Source organism: Micromonospora sp. R311 (assembly GCF_056780015.1).
The window spans coordinates 48,234-68,891 of record NZ_JBSWCE010000024.1 but is presented as its reverse complement, the minus strand read 5'-3'; the positions used below and the strand labels follow the sequence as shown (position 1 = coordinate 68,891).

Sequence of the window (20,658 nt, the reverse complement as noted above, 5' to 3'; positions counted from 1 at the left end):
GTCCAGCATCGGCCAGCTGATTCAACAGGTCCAGTGACGATATGTGGAGCTGACTCGTTAGCATTCCTGCATGGTCGCGCTGGATCTTCGTCGCCTCCGCTTCCTTCGGGAGTTCGAGGAGCGGGGCACCCTCGCCGCGGTCGCCGCGGCCCTCGGCTACAGCCCGTCCGCGATCTCCCAGCAGCTGACCCTGCTGGAAAGGGAGGTCGGTACCCGGTTGTTCGAGAAGGCCGGGCGGGGCGTACGGCTGACCGATGCCGGGCAGGTCCTGGCCCAACACGCGCGGGTGTTGCTGACGGCGGCCGAGGCGGCAGAAGCGGATCTGGCCGCCCTGAGCGGTGAGGTTCGCGGCACCGTGCGGGCCGGTGGCCTGCAGTCGGCGGCTCGCCGCCTGCTGGTGCCGGCCGTGGCCCGGATGATGGTCGACCACCCACGGATCCGCGCGGAGATCTCCGAGCTCGAACTGGAGCAGGCGCTACCGGACCTGCGGGTTGGCGCGGTGGACCTGGTGATCGGCGACGAGTACGACGGTCATCCCCGGCCCCGGCCGGCAGGGCTACGCTTCGCGCTCCTGATCGAGGAGCCGCTGAAGGTGGTGTTGCCGGCGACCCACCCGCTGGCCGGGCCCGGAGGGCCGGTCTCGGTCGCCATGCTGCGATCCGATGTGTGGACCGCTTCCGACGAGGGGACCGGCCATCACGCCATGGTGGTCGGGACCTGCCGGTCCCTCGGCGGGTACGAGCCCGACCTGCGGCACCGCTCCAGCGACGCCGACGTACAACTCGAACTCGTCCGCGTCGCGGCGGCCGTCGCGTTGATGCCGGCACTGACCCTGCCGGCCGATGATCCCGCTCTCGCCGTCCGTGACGTCGCCGAAGCCACCCTGGGGCGCCGCCTGGTCGTGGTCACCCGAGACAGCCCGCCGGCGCCCGCACTGACGGCCTTCCTGGCGGCCGTGACGGACCAGGCGCAGATGCTCGACCGACCCGGGTCCGAGTCGACTGCCTAGGCATCTGCCACGAGGCCGGAGCGTTCGCGGGGAAATGATCCGATTCGGTCTCCCGTGATCAAACATAATCTTGACTGATTCCAGAAAGCACGCCAGACTACGCGGCGTGGCCACGCCCCTGGACTTCCAGCGGATGCTGCGCGGGGCCGCGTTGCGCGTGACCCGTGCCCGGGTGGCGGTGCTGAACGCGGTGCAGGCGCATCCGCACGCCGACACGCACTCGATCATCGCCGCCGTGCGCGTGGATCTCCCCGAGGTGTCCCACCAGACCGTGTACGACGCGCTGCACGCGCTGACGGCCGCCGGGCTGGTGCGGCGCATCGAGCCGCCCGGCTCGGTGGCTCGCTACGAGTTGCGGGTCGGGGACAACCACCACCACGTCGTGTGCCGGTCGTGCGGTCGCATCGCCGACGTCGACTGCGCCGTCGGCGAGGCGCCCTGCCTGACCGCGTCCGACGACAGCGGCTTCTCGATCGACGAGGCCGAGGTCGTCTACCGGGGCCTGTGCCCCGACTGTTCCACCGCTGGCAACTCCTGATCCCACTGTTCCGCACACCATGGAAGGAAAGCGTTGTCCGAGAACCCGATGTCCGAGCACCACGAGGCCGTCGTCCACGACCCGGAGGCGGGCAGCGAATCCCGCTGCCCGGTCGCGCACGGCCGCGCCCCCCACCCGACCCAGGGTGGCGGGAACCGCGGCTGGTGGCCGGAGAGCATCAACCTCAAGATCCTCGCCAAGAACCCCGCCGTGCGGAACCCCCTCGGCGAGGAGTTCGACTACGCCGAGGCGTTCCAGAGCCTCGACCTGGCCGCCGTGAAGCGGGACATCGCGGAGGTGCTGACGACCTCGCAGGAGTGGTGGCCGGCCGACTTCGGCCACTACGGCCCGCTCATGATTCGGATGGCGTGGCACAGCGCCGGCACGTACCGGATCAGCGACGGCCGTGGCGGCGCCGGCGCCGGCATGCAGCGCTTCGCGCCGCTTAACAGCTGGCCGGACAACGGGAACCTGGACAAGGCCCGCCGCCTGCTCTGGCCGGTCAAGAAGAAGTACGGCCAGAAGCTCTCGTGGGCCGACCTGATGATCCTCGCCGGCAACGTCGCGCTCGAGTCGATGGGCTTCAAGACGTTCGGCTTCGCCGGTGGCCGTCCGGACGTCTGGGAGCCCGACGAGGACGTCTACTGGGGTCCCGAGACCACCTGGCTCGGCGACGAGCGCTACACCGGCGACCGGGAGCTGGAGAACCCGCTCGCCGCGGTCCAGATGGGCCTCATCTACGTCAACCCGGAGGGCCCGAACGGCAACCCCGACCCGATCGCCTCGGCCCGCGACATCCGCGAGACGTTCCGCCGGATGGGGATGAACGACGAGGAGACGGTCGCGCTGATCGCCGGCGGCCACACCTTCGGCAAGACCCACGGCGCCGGCCCCGCGGACCACGTCGGCCCGGAGCCGGAGGCCGCCCCGATCGAGCAGCAGGGCCTGGGCTGGAAGAGCAGCTTCGGCACCGGCAAGGGCGCGGACACGATCACCAGCGGTCTCGAGGTGACCTGGACCTACCACCCGACCCGTTGGGACAACGAGTTCTTCCACATCCTGTTCGCGTACGAGTGGGAACTGGTGAAGTCGCCGGCGGGCGCACACCAGTGGCGCCCGAAGAACGGCGCGGGCAGCGACATGGTGCCGGACGCGCACGATCCGACGAAGCGCCGCGAGCCGCGGATGCTGACGAGCGACCTGGCGCTCCGGTTCGACCCGGTCTACGAGCAGATCTCGCGGCGCTTCCTCGAGCACCCGGACGAGTTCGCGGACGCCTTCGCCCGGGCGTGGTTCAAGCTGACCCACCGCGACATGGGCCCGATCCAGCGCTACCTCGGCCCGGAGGTCCCCGCCGAGATCCTGGTCTGGCAGGACCCGGTCCCGGCGGTGGACCACGAGCTGGTCGACGCCGACGACGTCGCCACCCTCAAGGCGCAGATTCTCGCCTCCGGGCTCTCGGTGCCCCAGCTCGTCTCCACCGCGTGGGCGTCGGCGTCGACGTTCCGTGGCGGCGACAAGCGCGGCGGTGCCAACGGCGCGCGCATCCGCCTCGAGCCGCAGAACAGCTGGGAGGTCAACAACCCCGACGAGCTGGCGCGGGTGCTGCACACCCTGGAGGGGATCCAGCAGGCGTTCAATGCCGCCCAGACCGGCGGCAAGAGGGTCTCGCTCGCCGACCTGATCGTGCTCGCCGGCGGCGTCGGCGTCGAGCAGGCCGCGCGGGACGCCGGTGTCGACGTCGAGGTCCCCTTCACGCCGGGGCGTACGGACGCGACCCAGGAGCAGACCGACGTGGAGTCCTTCGCCGCGATGGAGCCGACGGCGGACGGGTTCCGCAACTACCTCGGCAAGGGCAACCGCCTGCCGGCCGAGTTCCTCCTGCTCGACAAGGCGAACCTGCTGACCCTGAGCGCGCCCGAGATGACGGTCCTCGTCGGCGGTCTCCGCGTCCTGGGTGCCAATTACCAGCAGTCGCCGCTGGGCGTGTTCACCACGACCCCGGGGGCGTTGACCAACGACTTCTTCGTCAACCTGCTCGACCTGGGCACGACGTGGACGGCGACGTCCGAGGACGCGAACACCTTCGAGGCTCGTGACCCCGCCACGGGCGAGGTCAGGTGGACCGGCAGCCGGGTCGACCTCCTCTTCGGCTCGAACTCGGAACTGCGCGCGCTCGCGGAGGTCTACGCCAGCGACGACGCGCGGGAGAAGTTCGTGCGCGACTTCGTGGCGGCGTGGGTCAAGGTGATGAACCTCGACCGGTTCGACCTGGCCTGACGCGTGATCCTGACGTCCGGGCCGGCCCTGCGGGGCCGGCCCGGACGACCAGGGACGGGGTCGCCGACCCGTCCGGCTCGGATCGAGGCGAGGCAGTGGTGAGCGCGGCGACGGCCCCGAAGAGGGTGGGCAGTCCCGTATGGTTCGCCCATGGCGCACCAGGTCTGGGCCGACGGTGAGGCGTACGAGGCGTACGTGGGGCGGTGGAGTCGCCTCGTCGCGGCGGAGTTCCTGCGCTGGCTGGCCGTGCCACCCGGCCAGCGTTGGCTGGACGTGGGGTGCGGCACCGGCGCGCTGACGTCGACGGTGCTGGCGCTGGCCGACCCGAAGCAGGTCACCGGCATCGACACCTCCGAAGGGTTCGTCGCGCACGCCCGCAGCCGGGTCGGCGACCCACGGGCGGCGTTCCGCCTCGGCGACGCGCAGTCCCTGCCGCTGCCCGACCACGATGTCGACGTTGTCGTCAGCGGGCTGGCGCTGAACTTCGTGCCCGAGCCGGCGCGTGCCGTGGCCGAGTTCGCCCGGGTCGTCCGGCCCGGCGGCGTGGCCGCCGCGTACGTCTGGGACTACGCCGAGGGCATGGCGATGATGCGCCACTTCTGGGACGCGGCCGTCCAGCTCGATCCGGCGGTCGCCGAACTGGACGAGGCCCGCCGTTTCGCGCTCTGCGCCCCGGAGCCGCTCTGCGCACTGTGGACCGGCGCCGGCCTGCGAGCGGTGTCCGCCCGGCCCGTCGAGGTGCCGACGACCTTCGCCCGTTTCGACGAGCTGTGGGCCCCGTTCCTCGGCGGTCAGGGTGCCGCTCCGGCCTACCTGATGGCCCAGCCCGAGCGGCGTCGGGCCGCTCTGCGCGACCTGGTGGCCGCCCGGGTGCCGACCGAACCGGACGGCTCGATCCGGCTCACCGCCCGGGCCTGGGCCGTCAAGGGAACGGCAGCCGACTGACCTTCGCGGTCGGCGGCGTCGCGCGATTGACGTCGATCCGGCTGTCCAGTCCCGGACTCAGCCACCCGCGCCCTCGACGTCCTTCATAAGCCGGAGCGCACCAGCGGTCCCCGGCGCCCGGCGCTGCCTGCCGCTGAACATCGTCGAACCCTGGTGGGGGGTTCGCCGCCGGCGGGTCGACCGGAGCCGGATGGCCTTCCAGGAGGGTGATGACTCAGCGGTATTTTGATGACTCTGAGGTATCACGACTGTGCGGACGTTGCCCGCCCGGACACCACCCGGAGTCGATCTGTCCGATAGCTGACAGGACGCCGGGGGCCCTCGCGCAGCACTGTTGTAGCAGGTGAGAGGCGTAAGGATGGCGGGCCACATCCCATTCCTCGGGCCCGGCGGAGGCGGCACCGTCCCCGCCGACCCCGCCATCACCGAGCCCGGCCCCGCCGCGGCTCCGGCGTAGCGCAGCGCCGGCCCGCCCACGCACGTCGAGGCCGCGCCCGGTGGAGACCGTCCCGGGCGCCCGGGCGGCGTTCCACCCTCCGACACCGACGTCGCGACATCCGGCAGCCGTACGCCGACCGCGCCGACGCGGCCGCGCGCGGCCCGAGCAAGAGAGGAGGGGCCCCGCATGGCCGCTCCCACCGCGACCGCAACCCTGAACGCGTCGACGTACTCGCCCGGCGACCAGATGACCCTCACCGTCGCCTACTCCGACGCCGACACCCGACCGCTGACCGTCACCATCGTGGTCTCCGACGCGCAGGGCAACAGCACCGCCCCGGCGCGGGTCACCGCCGTCTTCGATCCGCTCACCGTCACCGTCGCCGACGACTCCGGCCGCACCTGGACCCGGGTCTCCGACAACGGGTCGGTGGCCGTCTACCGGGCGGTGGCGTGATGCCCCGGGTGACCGTGACGGTGCGTGACTCGGGCGGGCGCACCGCCACCGCGACCGCCGCCTACACCGTCGCCGCGCCGGTGCTCGGCGGCTACTACCTGTCCGGCGGGGCCGACCCGACGGCGGACATGGCGGGCGGCAACTTCCGCTCGCTCACCCAGTACCGCAGCTTCGCCGACGGCTACACGTTCCCCGGCTACAACAAGACCTGGCTGACCAGCCTCGGCAAGTCGGCGATCCAGATCAACATGGTGCTGGAGTTGAAGCACTACGGCGCGCCGAACACCGGGCCGCAGACCTTCACCGTGGACGGCGTGAGCTACACCATCCCGGCGCCCGCGATGACCATCCAGCAGCAACCGGGCACCACGTGGCCCAAGGCGTACGGCTACGGCCAGGTCCTCGCCGGGCAGTGCGACGGGCTCTTCGCCCGGGCGCTGGCGCAGTACCGCACGCTGGGCTTCGGGGTGAACATCCAGCTCGCCTCGGAGCTGGACACCGACCACGAGTACGGCACCACCGAGGCGGGCAGGGTGTACACCTGGGCGGAGTCGGACGCCCGGGCGGTTCAGGCGATGACGTACATCGTGAACTGGTTCAAGGCCCGCTCGCTGCCGGCCGGCACCACCTTCTCGGTCGGGGTGGGTGGCTTCGACCGGCCCTGCTTCCAGCGCACCCACCCGGAGGCGCTGATGGCGAAGCTCGACTTCCTCCAGTGGAACGTCTACGCGACCGCGCCCACCCACACCGCGCTGGCCCGCTTCCGCCGCACCAAGGACTGGGCGGTCGCCGACCTCGGTCCGGTCGCGCTCTCCCGCCCGGTGATCATCGCCGAGTGGGGGGTGCGGGTGGCGGAGATCCCGGACCAGGCGAAGTGGATCGGGACCGTGCCGGCGGCGATCGCCGCGCTCAACGCCGAGCGCGGGCCACGGATCGTCCGGACCAACTACTTCAACTCGGGGTGGGGCACCCTGTCGCCCAAGTCGACCGGCCTGGCCGCGCTGCGGGCCGCGTACGCCACCCGGCCGTACGTCTGAGGCGCCGGCGGTGCCGGGCCGGTCGCGGCCCGGCACCGCCCGGGTCAGGCGTCGAGGCGGGCGGCGTACGCGTCGCGCAGCTCGGCCCAGCCGAACTCCTTCGCCTCGGCGCCCCGGATCGGGCCGACCGGGTCGCCGTCGAGCAGGTGCTCGGCCACGTCCAGGCAGAGGTGCCAGCCCGCCGCCACCATCGGCGCGATGCCGCGCTCGGTGACGGTGTGCCGCAGGGTGAGCCGGGTGCCGGTGGCGGTGGGTGTCAACTCCCAGCGGAGCAGGTCATCGCCCCAGGTGTACTCCAGCAGGTGCGGCGCTTCGGCGCGGCGTACCGTCGCCGGAAGGTCCTCGGCGGTGTCGCCGTCGACCATGGTGAGCACGGCGGCGCCGGGGGAGCCGAGGTCGCGGTCGGCGAGGAACGGCGCCCACTCGCGCAGCCGCGCCGGCTCGGTCAGCGCCGCCCACACCGTCTCCGGCGGGTGCCGCAGATCGCGGACGAAGACCAGCGTGGCGCCGGTGTCGGCCGGCTCGCAGCCGACCTCGGCGGGCGGGCTGGGGCGGAAGCTGTCGCGCGGCATCACTGCTCCTGACTGTCGAGGTGTCGTTCCAGGGCGTCCAGGTGGGTCTCCCACAGCTGCCGGTAGGGGGCGAGCCAGTCGTCGACGGCCTGGAACGGGCGGACGTCGACCCGGTAGATGCGCTGCCGGGCCGCGGTGCGGCAGGTGACGAAGCCCGCGTCGCGGAGCACTCGCAGGTGCTTGGAGACCGCCGGCTGGCTGACCCCGAGGCTGTCCACCAGCTCGCCGACGCTGGACTCGGCCCGGCGGAGCTGGTCGAGGATGCGGCGCCGGCAGTCGGACCGCCTCCCTATGCTCGGGGCATGGAACTGCGGATCTTCACCGAACCCCAGCAGGGCGCCAGCTACGACGACCTGCTCGCCGTGGCCCGCTGCGCGGAGGAAACCGGCTACGGCGCGTTCTTCCGTTCCGACCACTACCTGAAGATGGGCTCGGTGAGCGGGGAGTCCGGCCCGACCGACGCCTGGACCACCCTGGCCGGCCTGGCCCGCGACACCCGCCGGATCCGGCTCGGCACGCTGATGACCGCCGCCACCTTCCGGCTGCCCGGCCCGCTGGCGATCACCGTCGCGCAGGTGGACCAGATGAGCGGCGGCCGGGTCGAGCTGGGCATCGGCGCCGGCTGGTTCGCCGAGGAGCACGCCGCGTACGGCATCCCGTTCCCGTCGGTGGGGGAGCGGTTCGACCGGCTGGAGGAGCAGCTCGCGGTCATCACCGGGCTGTGGGAGACCCCGCCGGGCGGGACGTTCGACTTCCCCGGGAAGTACTACCCGGTGAGCGGCTCGCCGGCGCTGCCGAAGCCGGTGCAGCAGCCGCGCCCGCCGATCCTGCTCGGCGGCCTGGGCCCGAAGCGCACCCCGCTGCTGGCCGCCCGGTACGCCGACGAGTTCAACCTGCCGTTCGTCTCCGTCGAGGACACCGCCGCCCAGATCGAGCGGGTGCGCGCGGCCTGCGCCGAGGTGGGCCGGGACCCGGCGGAGCTGCGCTGGTCCAACGCCCTGGTGCTGTGCTGCGGGCGGGGCGACGCCGAGGTGGCCCGCCGGGCCGCGGCGATCGGCCGGGAGCCGGACGAGCTGCGCGCCAACGGCCTCGCCGGCACCCCCGCCGAGGTGGTGGACAAGATCGGCCGGTACGCGGCGGCCGGCAGCCAGCGGATCTACCTCCAGGTGCTCGACCTGGCCGACCTGGACCATCTGGAGCTGGTCGCGTCCGAGGTGCTGCGGCAGGTCTGAGCCGCCCCGGTCCGCGGCGGCGGGCCGGGACTGGGCACCGGCGTGGGCGCCGGCGGCGGCGCGGGCGTCGGCTTCGGCCCCGGGCTGGTCCCGTCCGGCCGCCGGTACGCCCCGACCGGCGCGCTCGCCGGCTCGACGCCGGTGCCGGTCGGGTCGATCTCCTCCTCGGAGGGGAAGACGTCGCCGCGCGGGGCGGGATCACGGTAGGTGCTCATCGGCGTAGGGTTCCCCGACGACGCCGGTGGTAACCGCTGCCCGATCGTCCGGTGCTGGCCCGCGCTCCGGCGACGGATGATGCAGACCGGAAATCACGAACGGGGGTACGACGTGGAACTGCACCGCAACCGGGGGGCGTTGGTGCTGCCCCTGGTCTGCGTCCTGGGAGGCGCGGCACTGCTGGTGTTCGCCCGCGACGGTGCCGTGCTGCACCGGGTGGTCGGCGGGGGTGCCGTGCTGCTCGGCGGCATGGTGCTGGTCAGCCTGCTACGCCCGTTCCGGTTCGCCATCGGCGCCGACGGGCTCACCGTCCGGCTGCCGAAGCTGCGCCGGCTGATCCGCTGGGACGAGATCGAGGCGCTGGCCCTGGACCAGCCGCCGGCCGAGCAGGGGCGGCCCGCCTCGCCGCGGCTGCTGCTGGTGCCGGCCCCGGGCACGGAACTCGCCCTGCCCGCCACCGCGCACCATCCGCGCGACGGCCGGGCCGCGGTGGAACTGCTCGACCTCGACCGGGTCCGGGAGAAGCCCGCCGAGATCGCGGCGGCCCTGGCGCGGCACGCCGGGGACCGCTTCGTCGACGTGCTCGGGCTGCGCCGGGAGGCCTTCGGCGTTCCCGACTTCGCCATCGGGCTGCGCGGCTACCAGCCCGACCGGGTCGACGCGCTGATCCGGCGCGGCCAGGACGCCCTGGTCTGGGGCGGCACGCTGGAGCGGCAGGCGGCCCGCTCGGAGATCGAGCGGGTCCGGGCCGAGGGACTGCCGGTCGCCGGTCGCGGCTACAGCACGGTCCAGGTCGACGAGGCCCTGGCCGCGCTGAGCGGCGCGCTGACCGCCGACCCGTCCGCCGACCGGCGGCCGACCCCGTGACCCCGACCGACGGGGTGCCGCGCCGGAACTGGGCGGGCAACGTCCGTTACGCCGCCCGCGGCTACCACCGGCCCGCCTCGCTCGACGAGCTGCGTCGGCTGGTGGCCGGCAGCGACCGGATCCGGGTGGTCGGCACCGGCCACTCCTTCAACCGCCTCGGCGACACCACCGGGGACCTGGTCTCGCTGGCCGGCCTGCCGCCGACCGTACGGTTGGACCCCGAGCGGCGGACCGTGACCGTGTCGGCGGCCCTGCGCTACGGCGACCTGGCCGCCCGGCTGCACGAGCAGGGGTACGCGCTGGCCAATCTCGCCTCGCTGCCGCACATCTCGGTGGCCGGCGCGGTCGCCACCGGCACCCACGGCTCGGGCCCGACCGTCGGCAACCTGGCCACCGCCGTCGCCGGGCTGGACCTGGTCACCGCCGAGGGCGACCTGCTGACCGTGGACCGGGCGGGCGACAGCTTCGCCGGGATGGTGGTCGGGCTGGGTGCGCTCGGCGTCGTCACCCATCTCACCCTGGACGTGGTGCCCACCTTCGACCTCCGCCAGTACGTCCGGCTCGACCTGCCCCGGGAGGCGCTGGACGAGGCGTTCGACTCGGCGTACAGCGTCAGCGTCTTCACCGACTGGCGGTCGCCGCGGCTGCGCGAGGTCTGGCGCAAGCAGCGCGCCGAACAGCCGCCGCCCCCGGCGGACTGGCTCGGCACGACGGCGGCCGACCGGCCCCGGCACCCGGTGCCCGGCATGCCGGCGGAGAACTGCACCCCGCAGCTCGGGGTCCCCGGCCCGTGGCACGAGCGGCTGCCGCACTTCCGCCTCGGCTTCACCCCGAGCAGCGGGGAGGAGTTGCAGTCGGAGTACCACCTGCCGCGCGCGTCGGCGGCCGGGGCGCTGGCCGCGCTGGACGAGGTGGCGCACCTGATCGCCCCGGTGCTCCAGGTCTGCGAGCTGCGGACGGTGGCCGCCGACGACCTGTGGCTCAGCCCGAACTACGGCCGGGACAGCCTCGCCGTGCACTTCACCTGGATCGCCGACGCGGCGGCGGTGCTGCCGGTGGTGGCCGCCGTGGAGGAGCGGCTCGCGCCGTTCGCACCCCGCCCGCACTGGGGCAAGGTGTTCGAGCTGGCACCGGCCGCGGTCGCCGCCGCCCACCCCCGGTACGCCGACTTCACCGCCCTGCTCACCCGCCTCGACCCGACCGGCACGTTCCGCACCGACCTCCTGGACCGCTACTTCCCCCGCTGAGCGGGCTCTGGGCCGGGCGGGTGGGTCAGCGACGGGCGAGGTCGTCGCGCATGCTGCCGCGCTGCACGGCCCGGCTGATGTCGCTGGGGGAGACGATGCCGACCAGGCGGCCCTCGGTGACCACCAGCGCCCGGCCGTCGGCGCACTCGCTGAGCCGGGGAAGCAGGTCGTTGAGCTGCTCGTCGGGGGCGGCGAGGACCAGCTCGTCGGCCCGGCAGGAGACCTCGCCCAGCGTGGTGGCGGCCCGCCGGTCGGCCGGGATGCCGCGTACCCGGTCGAGGGTGACCAGCCCGACCGGCCGGCCCTCCTCGGTCAGCGGCAGCGCCGAGTGCCGGTACGCGAAGAGGTAGTGGTCCACGAAGTCGGCCACCGTCATCTCCCCCGACGCGGTCTGCGGCTGCGGCGTCATCACGTCGGCGACCCGGATCCCGCGCAGCGCGCTGCCCAGCCGGGCCTGTCGCTCCTCCATGCCGGCCGCGCCGATCAGGAACCAGCCGATCAGGGCCAGCCAGAGCCCGCCGAACCCGACGCCGGCCAGGAACTGCCACAGCCCCAGGCCGATCAGCAGCGCGCCGAGCACCCAGCCGGCCCGGGCGGCCACCACCGACGCCTTCGTCCGGTCACCGGTGGCCTTCCAGACCGCCGCCCGCAGCAGCCGCCCGCCGTCCAGCGGCGCGGCCGGCAGCACGTTGAACACGGCCAGCAGCACGTTGATCCCGGCCAGCCAGGCCATCACGCCGAGCAGCAGGCCCTCCTGCCCGGCCAGCACGAGCAGCATGGCGATGGCGCCGAAGAAGAGCCCGATCACCAGGCTGACCAGCGGGCCGACCCCGGAGATGCGCAGCTCCGCGCCGGGGTCCTTCGCCTCGCCCTTCAGCTCGGCCACCCCGCCGAAGAGCCAGAGCGTGATCCCCTGGACCGCCAGCCCGTTGCGCTTGGCGACGATCGCGTGGGACACCTCGTGGGCGAGCAGGCCGAGGAAGAAGACCACCGCTGCGGCGAGCCCGGCCAGCACGTACGCGGCCACCGGCTCGTCGGGGTAGGCCCGGGGGAACTGGTTGGCCGACAGCCCCCAGGCGATCAGCAGGAAGATGACCAGGACGCTCCAGTTGACGCCGACGGGTACACCCGCGATCCGGCCAAGCCGGAAGCTCGCCCTCATGTGTCCGTCATACCCCCGAAAGCCGTCCCCATGCCAGAACCGGACCCGGGCCGCCTCATGCCGTAACGGCGCTCGGCGCCGGCCGGCCTGGTTCCTACCGCCGCGCACCGAGCCGGTGACCGAGCCGGTGACCGGGCCGGGCCACCGGCTCGGCGCGCGGCGGCTACCGGTCAGGTCAGCTGGGCGCGCGGGTCCGGGACCGCCTGCTCGGCGGCGCGGCTCACCTCTTCCCAGTCGGCCCAGGTCGCCATCCGCCGCTTCGAGATGTCGAAGGCGACGTCGTAGACCATGCTGCCGAGCAGGAGCCGCAGCGGCGGGTCGTCGCTGGCCACCAGCTTCATCAGCGCCTCGGCGGCCAGCCGCGGCTCGCTGTCGACCGAACCCTCCGCCCACTGCTCGGCCAACTCCGTGCGCAGCGCGTCGTAGGCGGGGTTCGGGGCGGTCGCCGTGCTGCTGGTGTAGAGGTCGGTCCAGTAGCCGCCCGGCTGGACGATGGTGACCTTGACGCCGAACCGGGCGGCCTCGGCCGCCAGGGCCTCGCTCATGCCCTCCAGCGCGAACTTGCTCGCGCTGTAGAGCCCCGTGCTCGGGAAGCCGCCGAGCGCCCCGATGCTGGAGATCTGCACGAGGTGCCCGCCGCCCTGGGCCCGCAGGTGCGGCAGGACGGCCTGGCTGACCCAGAGCGCGCCGAAGAAGTTGAGGTCCAGCTGGGCGCGGGCCTGCTCCTCGGTGAACTCCTCCACCATGCCGGCGAAGAGTGCCCCGGCGTTGTTCACGACGATGTCGAGCCGGCCGAAGTGCCGAACCGCCTCGGAGACGGCGTCGAAGACCGCCGAGCGGTCGGTGACGTCGAGGCGCAGTGCCAGCAGGCGGTCCGGGTGCCGGGCGGCGAGGTCGTCGAGGGGCGAGACGTCGCGGGCCGCGCCGACCACCCGGTCGCCGGCGGCGAGCGCCGCCTCGGTGAACGCGCGGCCGAGGCCACGGCTGGCGCCGGTGATGAACCAGACCCGGGATGCGGCGGTGCCTGAGGCCTCCATGGGGGACTCCCTCCATTACGAGACGAACCGTCTCGTCTCGATTGTGAGGACGACGATACCCTGCCGCGCCGCATTGTCAAGACGGACCGTCTCGTCTCTCTTCCTGCTAGATTCGGTCCGTGCCCACGCAGAAGGTCGCTCCCGACGCCAGCCGTCGCAGCCAGGCGGCGCGGCGCGCCATCCTCGCCGCCGCCCTCGACCTCGTCAGCGAGCTGGGGTACGCGAAGCTCAGCATCGAGGGCATCGCCTCCGCCGCCGGCGTGGGCAAGCAGACGATCTACCGCTGGTGGCCGTCGAAGGGGGCCCTGCTCTTCGACGCCTTCCTCGCGCTCACCACCGAGGGGCAGGACGGCGGCGGGGCCCTACCCGACACCGGCGACCTGGCAGCCGATCTGAAGGCGGTGCTGCGGGCCACCGTCGAGGAACTCAACGACCCCCGCTACGACCAGCCCATGCGTGCCCTGCACACGGAGATCGTCCACGATCCCGCCCTGGCCGCCGCGTACGCGGAGCGGCTCGACGGGCCCGTGCGGGAGTTGAAGAAGGAGCGCCTGCGCGCCGCCCGGCGCGCGGGGCAACTGGCCGAGGACGTCGACCTCGACGTGGCCGTCGACCTGCTCTTCGGCCCGATCCTGAACCGGTGGCTCCAGCACACCGGCCCGCTCACCGGCGAGTACGCCGACCAGGTGGTGGAGACCGTGCTGCGCGGCCTCCGGCCCGCGCCGCCCGCCCGGTAGCTCGCCGCCGGCGATCGCGACCTGCCGGAGATCTCGCTGCCCGTCGGCACCGCCGGATCAGGGGCGGGGGGTCTCGCTGGCGACGGTCTGCTCGCGCGGCAGCGCGGCGGCCCGCAGCGCCCAGTCCAGCGCGTAGTCGGCGACCTCCTCCCAGCCCGGCTGTCCCACGGTGAAGTGCGACCGGCCCGCGAACTCGTGGTAGGCGGTCAGCGCCCGGGATTTCTGGTACAGCGCCGCGTTGGTGCGCACCACGCCGGGCGGCACCACGTGGTCGGCCCCGCCGGCGATCAGCAGCAGCGGCGCCCGGTCGGTGCGGCCGGTGTCCACCCGGGCCGCCGAGTTCGGGTCGAGGTTGGCGAACGCCCCCTCGAAGAGCACGTGCCCGGCGCCGGGCACCGCGTACCGCTGCCAGGCCCGGTCGGAGTCCTCGCGGCTGAGCGTGTTGCCGAAGGCGTAGTGGAAGTCGTCCGGGGTGAACGGCACCGCCCGGTGCCGGTTGGCCGGGTTGCGCAGGATCGAGAAGCCGGAGCGCAGCGTGCTCAGCGGCAGCTTGACCACCCCTTTCACCGGGGCGGGGTGGATGCCGACCGCCGCCGCGCCGAGGCCCCGGTCGACCAGCACCTGGGTGAACAGCCCGCCGAACGAGTGCCCCATGATGACCGGTCTGGTGGGCAGCGCCCGGATGAGCCGGTCGTAGTGGTCGACGATCTCCGCGATGTTCTGCTGCGCGATCGGGGTGGGATCCTCCCGCAGCCGCTCGACCTCGCCCTCCATGCCGGGCCAGGCCGGGGTGAGCACCCGCAGCCCCCGGGCGGCGTACCGGGCGGCCCACCGTTCCCAACTGCGCGAGGTCATCCAGAGGCCGTGGATGAGCACGACCGTGTCGACCGGTCCCTGCGGCGCGCTGGCCATGGCGTCCCTCCCGGGGTGTCGCGGCGTCCGGACCGCGGTTACCCGCCTGCTCGGGCGGGAATCCGCCGGCCGGTCAGGCGGTCGGCGGCGGGGCGGGCAGCTCGTCGACCACCACCACCTCGGTGCCGGCACGCACCTCCGCCAGCAGTTCCCGCTGGGCGCTGCGGGTCACCCGGATGCAGCCGTTGGTGGTGTTCTCGCCCAGTTCGCCGTCGTGGTACCAGCTGTGCAGGCCGATGTGCGCGCCGCGCAGGCCCGTCGGCACCGAGTCCGGGTCGTCCGGCACCGAGCCGAGGGCGAAGATGTCCACGCCGCCGTACACGTCCTGCGGCGGCGGGGTGCGGCCGAGGATGAAGGTGCGACCCAGCGGCGTCTCCTGGCCGCGCTGGCCGAGGCTGACCTCCCAGGACCGGATCGCCCGGCCGGCGCGGAACCAGGTGAGCCGGTGCGGCCGGCGCTCGACCACGATCTGGTCGCGCAGGGTGACCGTGGTGAAGCCGCCGGGCGGCAGCCAGGCGAGCTTGCGGTTGGCCGACGGAAGCAGCACCGCGGTCCAGCCGGCGCGGCGCTGGGCGATCGGCATGGTCAGCTCGACACCGTTGATGGTCGGGGCGAGGAAGGCCAGCGGCCGGCCGCCCGGCGCGTGGTAGGCGGCGATCCGGCGGGTCGGGTGCAGCCCCTCGGTCAGCGGGGTGGTGTCCATGGTGCCGGGATCGGTGGGGAAGCCGGCGGGCGCCGGGTCGTAGTCGACCACCGGCAGGTCGGCCGGCGCCGGCGCGGCGACCGGCACGGTCTCCTCCGGCGTCGGGCTCGGCTCCGCGCTGCTCGGTTCCGGCTGGTCCGGCGCCGCCTGCTCGACCGGGGGCGGCGCCGGCGACGGGGTCAGCGCCCAGCCGGTGGCCCCGGCGGTCGCCAGCAGCGCGCACGCCCCCACGGCCGTGGCCGACCGGCGGAGCCAACGGTACGAGGTGATTCGGTCAAACGGCACAAACAGACTGTAACCGCAGGACCCCCGTCCGGCCGGCAAATCCGGCCGGACGGGGTGCCCCGAGAGGCGCGGGTCAGCTCAGGCGGGCGCCGACATGGATGGCGACCGCGTCGTGGGCGGGGATGTCGGCCGCGAACCAGCCGTTGCCGTCCACGGTGATCACCGGCCCCGAGCAGGTGCCGCCGGCGAACGTGCCGTGGATGACGTCGCAGTAGCGGCCGGCCGGCAGCCCGGCGTGGTAGGAGCGGCCGGTGATCGCGTGGTCCTCGTCGTTGACCGTCAGGTAGCCCTTGCCGCTACGGCTGAACGCGATGTGGTTGTTGCCGTTGTCGTACCAGTTGGCGACCCCGGCGCCCTCGGTGGCGTTGCGGAAGCCGACCATGTTGGCGATCACCGGCCAGCGGTGCTCGCACTCCCAGCCGGAGTAACAGGCCACGTCGAGCGTCCGGCCGGAGCCGTCCTGCGGCGGGCCCTGGTCGCGCTGGCTGAAGGTGTAGCTGGACATCACCGTCGGCGAGCCGTACGGCCAGGCCAGCATGAACGCGTTGGCCAGCGCGTAGATGCCCCGGTCGCGGTAGGTCAGCACCCCGCCGACGTCGCGCTGGGTGTCGTGGTTGTCGACGAAGACGGCCGCCACGCCGGTGGGCAGGTGCCCCCAGCCCTCGCCGAAGTTGCGCAGGTAGGCGAGCCGTTCGGAGCGGAACACCCGGGCCAGGTCCTTGCCGTAGCGGAACTCGTGCACGTCGCCGTTGCCGGTGTACTCGGTCGGCTGGATCGGCTCCCCGGCGCCGTGGATCACCTCCTGCACCAGGTACGCCGGGCGGGAGAGCCGGCTGCGGATCGCGGCGATGTCGGCGGCCGGCATGTGCTTGCTGGCGTCCAGCCGGAAGCCGTCGACGCCGAGCGAGAGCAGGTCGTTGAGGTAACCGGCGAGCCGGCCCCGGACGTAGTCCGACTCGGTCCTCAGGTCGGCGAGGTTGACCAGCTCGCAGTTCTGCACCTCCCACCGGTCGCCGTAGTTGGCGATGTCGTCGCCGCCGTTGCGGCCGCAGTGGTGGAAGTCCTGGTGCTGGTAGATGCCCGGGTAGTCGTAGTGGCCGTACGACGAGCCGGCCCAGCCGGTGCCGCCGTTGTCCTGCCCGGACATGTGGTTGACGACCGCGTCGACGATCACCTTGACGCCGGCCGCGTGGCAGGCGTCCACCATGGCCTTGAACTGGGCGCGGGTGCCCTTGCGGGACTCGATCCGGTAGCTGACCGGCTGGTAGGCCAGCCACCACTGGGATCCGCGGACGTGTTCCTGCGGCGGCGAGACCTGGACCCAGCCGTAGCCCTTCGGGCCGAGCGTGGTCCGGCACTCGTTGGCCACCGAGGTCCAGTTCCATTCGAAGAGCTGGACGATCACCTTCTTGGCGCCGGCCGGGGCCGCGACGGCCGGGGGCGCCGTCACGGTGGTCGGGACGAGCATGCTCGCGATCACACCGAGGGCGAGCAGCGCCGGATGCCATCGACGTCGATGCATCGGAACTCCTGACGGGGGTGCGGGGGACGGGGTGATGGTGCGGGGGAAGACCTCTCAGCTGCCGGAATCTTGCAACTGAAGCTGAAAGATTTCGGAAAGATTACAAGCGGGTTGCAGTGGCTGTCAACGTATGGACATCGGTCACTGTCCGGTGGCGTGCCGTCCGGGTGGACCGCCGTTACACGCGCCCGGCCGCCGGACGGTTCGACATCGGGCCGGAATTTTTCCCGGGGCCGGTGATCCGACTGAGCCGTCCCTCCGTACTCGATGGGGGAGCAGGTCGGCCGGCGGTGCGCCGCCGCGAGACGATCGAGGAGCAGATGGCCCGGGTCAAGCAGAACCAGAAACCGGCCACCGTCCGGACCACCAGCACCAGCCGGGGCGTCCGCGCCCGGTCCCGGTCCACGGTGGCCGTGCTGACCGTGTCCGCGATCGCCGCGCTGTGGGCGGGCACGATGCTCACCGGCGCCGGCCAGACGGCGTACGCCTACGGCTTCTTCTTCACCGAGTTCTTCGCGGGGGTGATCGCCCTGGTGGCGATGAGCCTCACCGTGATGCTGGGGTTGCTCGCCACCGACCGGCTGGTGCTGCTGATCCGGCACCGGGTGCTGTTGCAGTCCGCGCACCGGGCCACCGGCATCCTCGCCGTCGCCGGGCTCTTCTTCCACGTGCTGACCAAGGTGGCCACCGGGCGGGCGGCCGGCACCGACGCCATCGTGCCGTTCGTCGGTGGCCGCGGGCTCTACGTCGGCCTCGGCACGGTGGCCGGGCTGCTCATGGTGAGCGTGCTCTGGACCGGCATCGTCCGGGCCCGGTTCGCCGGGGTCGGTCCGAAGTGGCTGTGGCGGACGTTGCACTCGACCGCGTACCTCTCCTGGCCGTTCGCCATCCTGCACGGGCTCAACGCCGGCCGGCCGGCCAAGCCCTGGGTGATGTTCAGCTACCTCGCCTGCCTGCTGCTGGTCGTGCTGGCGTTGCTGGTGCGGGTCTCGGTGACGGTCGGCCGGCGCAGCCGGGAGCGGCACCAGGCCGCCGCGCGGAACGAGGCGCTGGCCGCCCGGCCGGCCGACGACGGCAAGGGCCGTTCGCTGCTCGGCGGCCGTGCCCGCCGCCGCAGCGACGGCGACGAGCGGCGCGACGGCCGTTCCGGCCGGGAGAGCAGCTGGGCGGAGACCACCCTCGCCGGCTCGTGGACCGCGCCCGGCGCCACCCGGCGGGACCCCGAGCGGTTCACCGTGCCGGTGGTGCCCGAGCCGGGCTCGCTGCGGGAGCCGGTCCGCCCCGCGCGGCGTCGCCGCGACGAGGAGCAGGCGCCGGCCGCCCGGCGGCGTCGCACCGAGGAGCGGGAAGCGGTGGTGCGCCGCCGCGAGGAGGAGGAGCCGCCCGCGCGCCGGCGCCGGGAGGAGGAGCCGGAGCGGCGGCGGGCGACCCGCCGGGCCGAGGAGCCGGTGGCGGCGCGCGCCGAGCGGCCGTCCCGGCGCCGGGACGAGGAGCCGGTCCCGACCGGCCGGCGCCGCCGCGATGACGAGGAGGTCGGACGCTCCGCCCGCCGCTCCCGGCTCGACGCCGACGCCGGCGCCCGGTACTCCGCGCCGCCCCGGCGCCGGGCGGACGAGCCCGAGGAGCCGTGGGACAGCCCGCGTCGCTGGGAGACCGCCGAGCCGATCTCGGCCGGCCCGGTCTCCGCCGGCCCGGTCTCCGCCGGTCCGATCTCGGGCGGGTGGGTCTCGGGCAGCCCGATCTCCGCGGCGCCGCGCAGCGGCGGGGGCCGGCACAGCGCCGAGGACGACGCGCCGGAGGAGCCGGACTACTGGCGGCCGCCGGCCCGGTACGTCCCCGAGGAGGTCCCGGCCGACGACACCCCGACCCTGGTCGACCTCGCCTCCCGGCGAGCCCGCCGGGAGGCCAAGGAGAGCCGCCGCCGGCGCCGGGCCAGCGCCGACGCGGTGGACGGGGCGTACTGGGCCGGGCTGCGGGGTGAGGCGAAGTGATGCGGACGACCGTGCCCCCGGTGGCCTGTGTCGGCGAGCCCCGCCTCACCGCCGGTTTCGCCGAGTTCGGCCGGCTCGACCTGCTCGCCCACGAGGAGGTGCACGGGCCGATCGGGCCGATGGAACCGGCCAACCTGCTGCGACTCGCCGAGGGCATCCAGCTCAAGGGCAAGGGCGGCGCGGGCTTCCCGTTCGCCAAGAAGCTCCGCGCGGTGCTGGAGTCCTGCGAGCGGCAGGACCTCACCGCGGTGGTGGTGGTCAACGCCAGCGAGGGCGAGCCGGCCAGCTGGAAGGACAAGGTGCTGCTCACCCGGGCCCCGCACCTCATCCTCGACGGGGCCGCGCTGGCCGCGTACGCGCTGGACGCCGACGAGATCATCGTCGGGATCGCCGACGACGGGGTGGGCCGGGAGTCGCTGACCGAGGCGTTGCAGGAGCGGCGGATGCCGGTGCCGACCAGCGTCGTCACCGTGCCGCACCGGTTCATCTCCGGCGAGGGCGGTGCGCTGGTCAACGGGATCAACGGCCTGCCGCACATCCCGCCCGGCACCAAGAAGCGCTCCAGCGACTCCGGCGTCGGCGGGCTGCCCACGCTGCTCTCCAACGCCGAGACGTACGCCCAGCTCGCGATCGCGGCCCGGCTCGGCCCGTACGAGTACGCGGCGCTCGGCACCGACGACGAGCCGGGCACCGTGCTGCTGACCGTCACCGGCGCGGCGAAGCGGCCGGCGGTCGTGGAGTGCGCCGCCGGCACCCCGCTGCGGGAGATCCTCGACCTCTGCGAGGTGCCGAACGGCCCGGGCATCCTGATGGGCGGCTACCACGGCAAGTGGATCACCCAGGAGGCCGCCGACCGGGCGGACATCTCCCGCACGGGGCTAGCCGCGGTGGGTGGCACCCTCGGCGCCGGCATCATCGTCCCGCTCGGCGCGGACACCTGCCCGCTCGGCGAGGCCGCCCAGGTGGTCCGCTACCTGGCCGGCGAGTCCGCGGGGCAGTGCGGCCCGTGCAGGATGGGCCTGCCCGACCTGGCCCGCGCGGTCGACCTGGCGGTCTCCGGCAGCGCCCCGGTGGAGGTGGTCCGGGCGGCCGCCGGCACCGTGAAGGGGCGCGGGGCGTGCAGCCACCCGGACGGTACGGCCCGGTTCGCCCTCTCCGCGATGGAGGTCTTCGCCGAGGACCTGCGGCTGCACACCACCGGCGACGGTTGCGGCCGGCGGGTCAAGGGCGTGATGGGGTTGCCCGGCGCGCCCGACCCGAACCCGCAGCGGCTCACCCTCGACTGGTCGCGGTGCGACGGGCACGGGCTCTGCGCCCACGTGGTGCCCGACTTCATCCGGCTCGACGGCAACGGATACCCCGCCTTCCCGCCCACCCCCGTGCCCACCTGGCTGCGCGAGGGCGCGCTCAAGGCGGTCAAGGTCTGCCCCGAGCTGGCCCTGCGGCTGGCCAAGGCCGAGTAGCCCCCGAA

Annotated in this window: 19 protein-coding genes; 12 read left to right on the top strand and 7 right to left on the bottom strand. The window is 73.7% G+C overall.

Annotated elements, in window-relative coordinates:
- Positions 1-70 precede the first annotated feature (70 nt).
- The 6 genes from AC1WTP_RS20970 (at position 71) to AC1WTP_RS20945 (ending at position 6,704) form a co-directional block, all read left to right on the top strand.
- Complete coding sequence (locus AC1WTP_RS20970) at positions 71-1,009, top strand: LysR family transcriptional regulator (protein ID WP_481650957.1); 939 nt, start codon at positions 71-73, stop codon at positions 1,007-1,009.
- Positions 1,010-1,142: 133 nt separating this feature from the next.
- Positions 1,143-1,547, top strand: a complete 405-nt coding sequence (locus tag AC1WTP_RS20965; RefSeq protein WP_481651007.1) for a Fur family transcriptional regulator — start codon at positions 1,143-1,145, stop codon at positions 1,545-1,547.
- A 48-nt stretch (positions 1,548-1,595) separates the two neighbouring features.
- Entirely contained in the window at positions 1,596-3,827 is a 2,232-nt protein-coding gene (gene katG / locus AC1WTP_RS20960) for a catalase/peroxidase HPI (protein WP_481651006.1), read from the top strand.
- A 150-nt stretch (positions 3,828-3,977) separates the two neighbouring features.
- A complete protein-coding gene (locus AC1WTP_RS20955; protein WP_481650956.1) occupies positions 3,978-4,772 on the top strand; it encodes a class I SAM-dependent methyltransferase in 795 nt (264 codons plus the stop codon).
- A gap of 625 nt (positions 4,773-5,397) precedes the next feature.
- Complete coding sequence (locus AC1WTP_RS20950; RefSeq protein WP_481650955.1) at positions 5,398-5,667, top strand: hypothetical protein; 270 nt, start codon at positions 5,398-5,400, stop codon at positions 5,665-5,667.
- Positions 5,667-6,704: a hypothetical protein gene (locus AC1WTP_RS20945; protein ID WP_481650954.1), complete on the top strand. Its 1,038-nt coding sequence runs from the start codon at positions 5,667-5,669 to the stop codon at positions 6,702-6,704. Before AC1WTP_RS20950 ends, AC1WTP_RS20945 begins: the two co-directional genes overlap by 1 nt.
- Positions 6,705-6,748: 44 nt before the next feature.
- Here the strand turns inward: AC1WTP_RS20945 and AC1WTP_RS20940 are convergent, their stop codons facing one another.
- Together AC1WTP_RS20940 and AC1WTP_RS20935 are read right to left on the bottom strand one after the other, a co-directional pair.
- Entirely contained in the window at positions 6,749-7,276 is a 528-nt protein-coding gene (locus AC1WTP_RS20940) for an SRPBCC family protein (RefSeq protein ID WP_481650953.1), read from the bottom strand.
- Positions 7,276-7,692 (bottom strand): ArsR/SmtB family transcription factor, encoded by a 417-nt coding sequence (locus AC1WTP_RS20935; protein WP_481650952.1) that lies wholly within the window; start codon positions 7,690-7,692, stop codon positions 7,276-7,278. The genes AC1WTP_RS20940 and AC1WTP_RS20935 overlap by 1 nt, the downstream gene beginning before the upstream one ends.
- Between AC1WTP_RS20935 and AC1WTP_RS20930 the strand changes: the two genes are divergently transcribed.
- The 3 genes from AC1WTP_RS20930 (at position 7,579) to AC1WTP_RS20920 (ending at position 10,838) form a co-directional block, all read left to right on the top strand.
- The gene (locus AC1WTP_RS20930; protein ID WP_481650951.1) at positions 7,579-8,508 is read left to right on the top strand and encodes an LLM class F420-dependent oxidoreductase; all 930 of its coding nucleotides are present in this window, start codon (positions 7,579-7,581) and stop codon (positions 8,506-8,508) included. The genes AC1WTP_RS20935 and AC1WTP_RS20930 overlap by 114 nt on opposite strands.
- Before the next feature lie 294 nt (positions 8,509-8,802).
- Positions 8,803-9,591, top strand: coding sequence for a hypothetical protein (locus AC1WTP_RS20925; RefSeq protein ID WP_481650950.1), 789 nt, complete (start codon positions 8,803-8,805; stop codon positions 9,589-9,591).
- A 14-nt stretch (positions 9,592-9,605) separates the two neighbouring features.
- Positions 9,606-10,838 (top strand): FAD-binding protein, encoded by a 1,233-nt coding sequence (locus AC1WTP_RS20920; protein ID WP_481651005.1) that lies wholly within the window; start codon positions 9,606-9,608, stop codon positions 10,836-10,838.
- Between the two features lie 25 nt (positions 10,839-10,863).
- Here AC1WTP_RS20920 and AC1WTP_RS20915 read toward each other — a convergent pair whose 3' ends face one another.
- Both AC1WTP_RS20915 and AC1WTP_RS20910 read right to left on the bottom strand, forming a co-directional pair.
- On the bottom strand, positions 10,864-12,000 hold the full coding sequence (locus AC1WTP_RS20915) for a site-2 protease family protein (protein ID WP_481650949.1): 1,137 nt from the start codon (positions 11,998-12,000) through the stop codon (positions 10,864-10,866).
- Between the two features lie 170 nt (positions 12,001-12,170).
- The gene (locus tag AC1WTP_RS20910) at positions 12,171-13,037 is read right to left on the bottom strand and encodes an SDR family oxidoreductase (RefSeq protein WP_481650948.1); all 867 of its coding nucleotides are present in this window, start codon (positions 13,035-13,037) and stop codon (positions 12,171-12,173) included.
- Between the two features lie 119 nt (positions 13,038-13,156).
- On the opposite strand from AC1WTP_RS20910, the gene AC1WTP_RS20905 reads away from it, so the two are divergent.
- On the top strand, positions 13,157-13,774 hold the full coding sequence (locus tag AC1WTP_RS20905) for a TetR/AcrR family transcriptional regulator (protein WP_481650947.1): 618 nt from the start codon (positions 13,157-13,159) through the stop codon (positions 13,772-13,774).
- Positions 13,775-13,831: 57 nt separating this feature from the next.
- Here AC1WTP_RS20905 and AC1WTP_RS20900 read toward each other — a convergent pair whose 3' ends face one another.
- The 3 genes from AC1WTP_RS20900 to AC1WTP_RS20890 form a co-directional block, all read right to left on the bottom strand.
- On the bottom strand, positions 13,832-14,686 hold the full coding sequence (locus AC1WTP_RS20900; RefSeq protein ID WP_481650946.1) for an alpha/beta hydrolase: 855 nt from the start codon (positions 14,684-14,686) through the stop codon (positions 13,832-13,834).
- Between the two features lie 73 nt (positions 14,687-14,759).
- Entirely contained in the window at positions 14,760-15,674 is a 915-nt protein-coding gene (locus AC1WTP_RS20895) for a L,D-transpeptidase (protein ID WP_481650945.1), read from the bottom strand.
- Between the two features lie 73 nt (positions 15,675-15,747).
- Positions 15,748-17,196, bottom strand: a complete 1,449-nt coding sequence (locus tag AC1WTP_RS20890) for an alpha-amylase (RefSeq protein WP_481650944.1) — start codon at positions 17,194-17,196, stop codon at positions 15,748-15,750.
- 290 nt (positions 17,197-17,486) lie between these two features.
- Here AC1WTP_RS20890 and AC1WTP_RS20885 point away from each other — a divergent pair, with 290 nt between their 5' ends.
- Both AC1WTP_RS20885 and AC1WTP_RS20880 read left to right on the top strand, forming a co-directional pair.
- Positions 17,487-19,187 (top strand): ferric reductase-like transmembrane domain-containing protein, encoded by a 1,701-nt coding sequence (locus tag AC1WTP_RS20885; protein WP_481650943.1) that lies wholly within the window; start codon positions 17,487-17,489, stop codon positions 19,185-19,187.
- Positions 19,184-20,650, top strand: a complete 1,467-nt coding sequence (locus tag AC1WTP_RS20880) for an NADH-ubiquinone oxidoreductase-F iron-sulfur binding region domain-containing protein (RefSeq protein ID WP_481650942.1) — start codon at positions 19,184-19,186, stop codon at positions 20,648-20,650. The genes AC1WTP_RS20885 and AC1WTP_RS20880 overlap by 4 nt, the downstream gene beginning before the upstream one ends.
- The last annotated feature ends 8 nt before the right edge of the window (positions 20,651-20,658 follow it).

Excerpts from the sequence above, each read along its gene's own strand:
- katG (WP_481651006.1), top strand. The coding sequence starts at position 1,596 with ATGTCCGAGCACCACGAGGCCGTCGTCCACGACCCGGAGGCGGGCAGC.
- AC1WTP_RS20900 (WP_481650946.1), bottom strand. The coding sequence starts at position 14,686 with ATGGCCAGCGCGCCGCAGGGACCGGTCGACACGGTCGTGCTCATCCAC.
- AC1WTP_RS20925 (WP_481650950.1), top strand. The coding sequence starts at position 8,803 with ATGCAGACCGGAAATCACGAACGGGGGTACGACGTGGAACTGCACCGC.
- AC1WTP_RS20945 (WP_481650954.1), top strand. The coding sequence starts at position 5,667 with ATGCCCCGGGTGACCGTGACGGTGCGTGACTCGGGCGGGCGCACCGCC.
- AC1WTP_RS20970 (WP_481650957.1), top strand. The coding sequence starts at position 71 with ATGGTCGCGCTGGATCTTCGTCGCCTCCGCTTCCTTCGGGAGTTCGAG.
- AC1WTP_RS20930 (WP_481650951.1), top strand. The coding sequence starts at position 7,579 with ATGGAACTGCGGATCTTCACCGAACCCCAGCAGGGCGCCAGCTACGAC.
- AC1WTP_RS20955 (WP_481650956.1), top strand. The coding sequence starts at position 3,978 with ATGGCGCACCAGGTCTGGGCCGACGGTGAGGCGTACGAGGCGTACGTG.
- AC1WTP_RS20915 (WP_481650949.1), bottom strand. The coding sequence starts at position 12,000 with ATGAGGGCGAGCTTCCGGCTTGGCCGGATCGCGGGTGTACCCGTCGGC.
- AC1WTP_RS20910 (WP_481650948.1), bottom strand. The coding sequence starts at position 13,037 with ATGGAGGCCTCAGGCACCGCCGCATCCCGGGTCTGGTTCATCACCGGC.
- AC1WTP_RS20890 (WP_481650944.1), bottom strand. The coding sequence starts at position 17,196 with ATGCATCGACGTCGATGGCATCCGGCGCTGCTCGCCCTCGGTGTGATC.
- AC1WTP_RS20965 (WP_481651007.1), top strand. The coding sequence starts at position 1,143 with ATGCTGCGCGGGGCCGCGTTGCGCGTGACCCGTGCCCGGGTGGCGGTG.
- AC1WTP_RS20940 (WP_481650953.1), bottom strand. The coding sequence starts at position 7,276 with ATGCCGCGCGACAGCTTCCGCCCCAGCCCGCCCGCCGAGGTCGGCTGC.
- AC1WTP_RS20950 (WP_481650955.1), top strand. The coding sequence starts at position 5,398 with ATGGCCGCTCCCACCGCGACCGCAACCCTGAACGCGTCGACGTACTCG.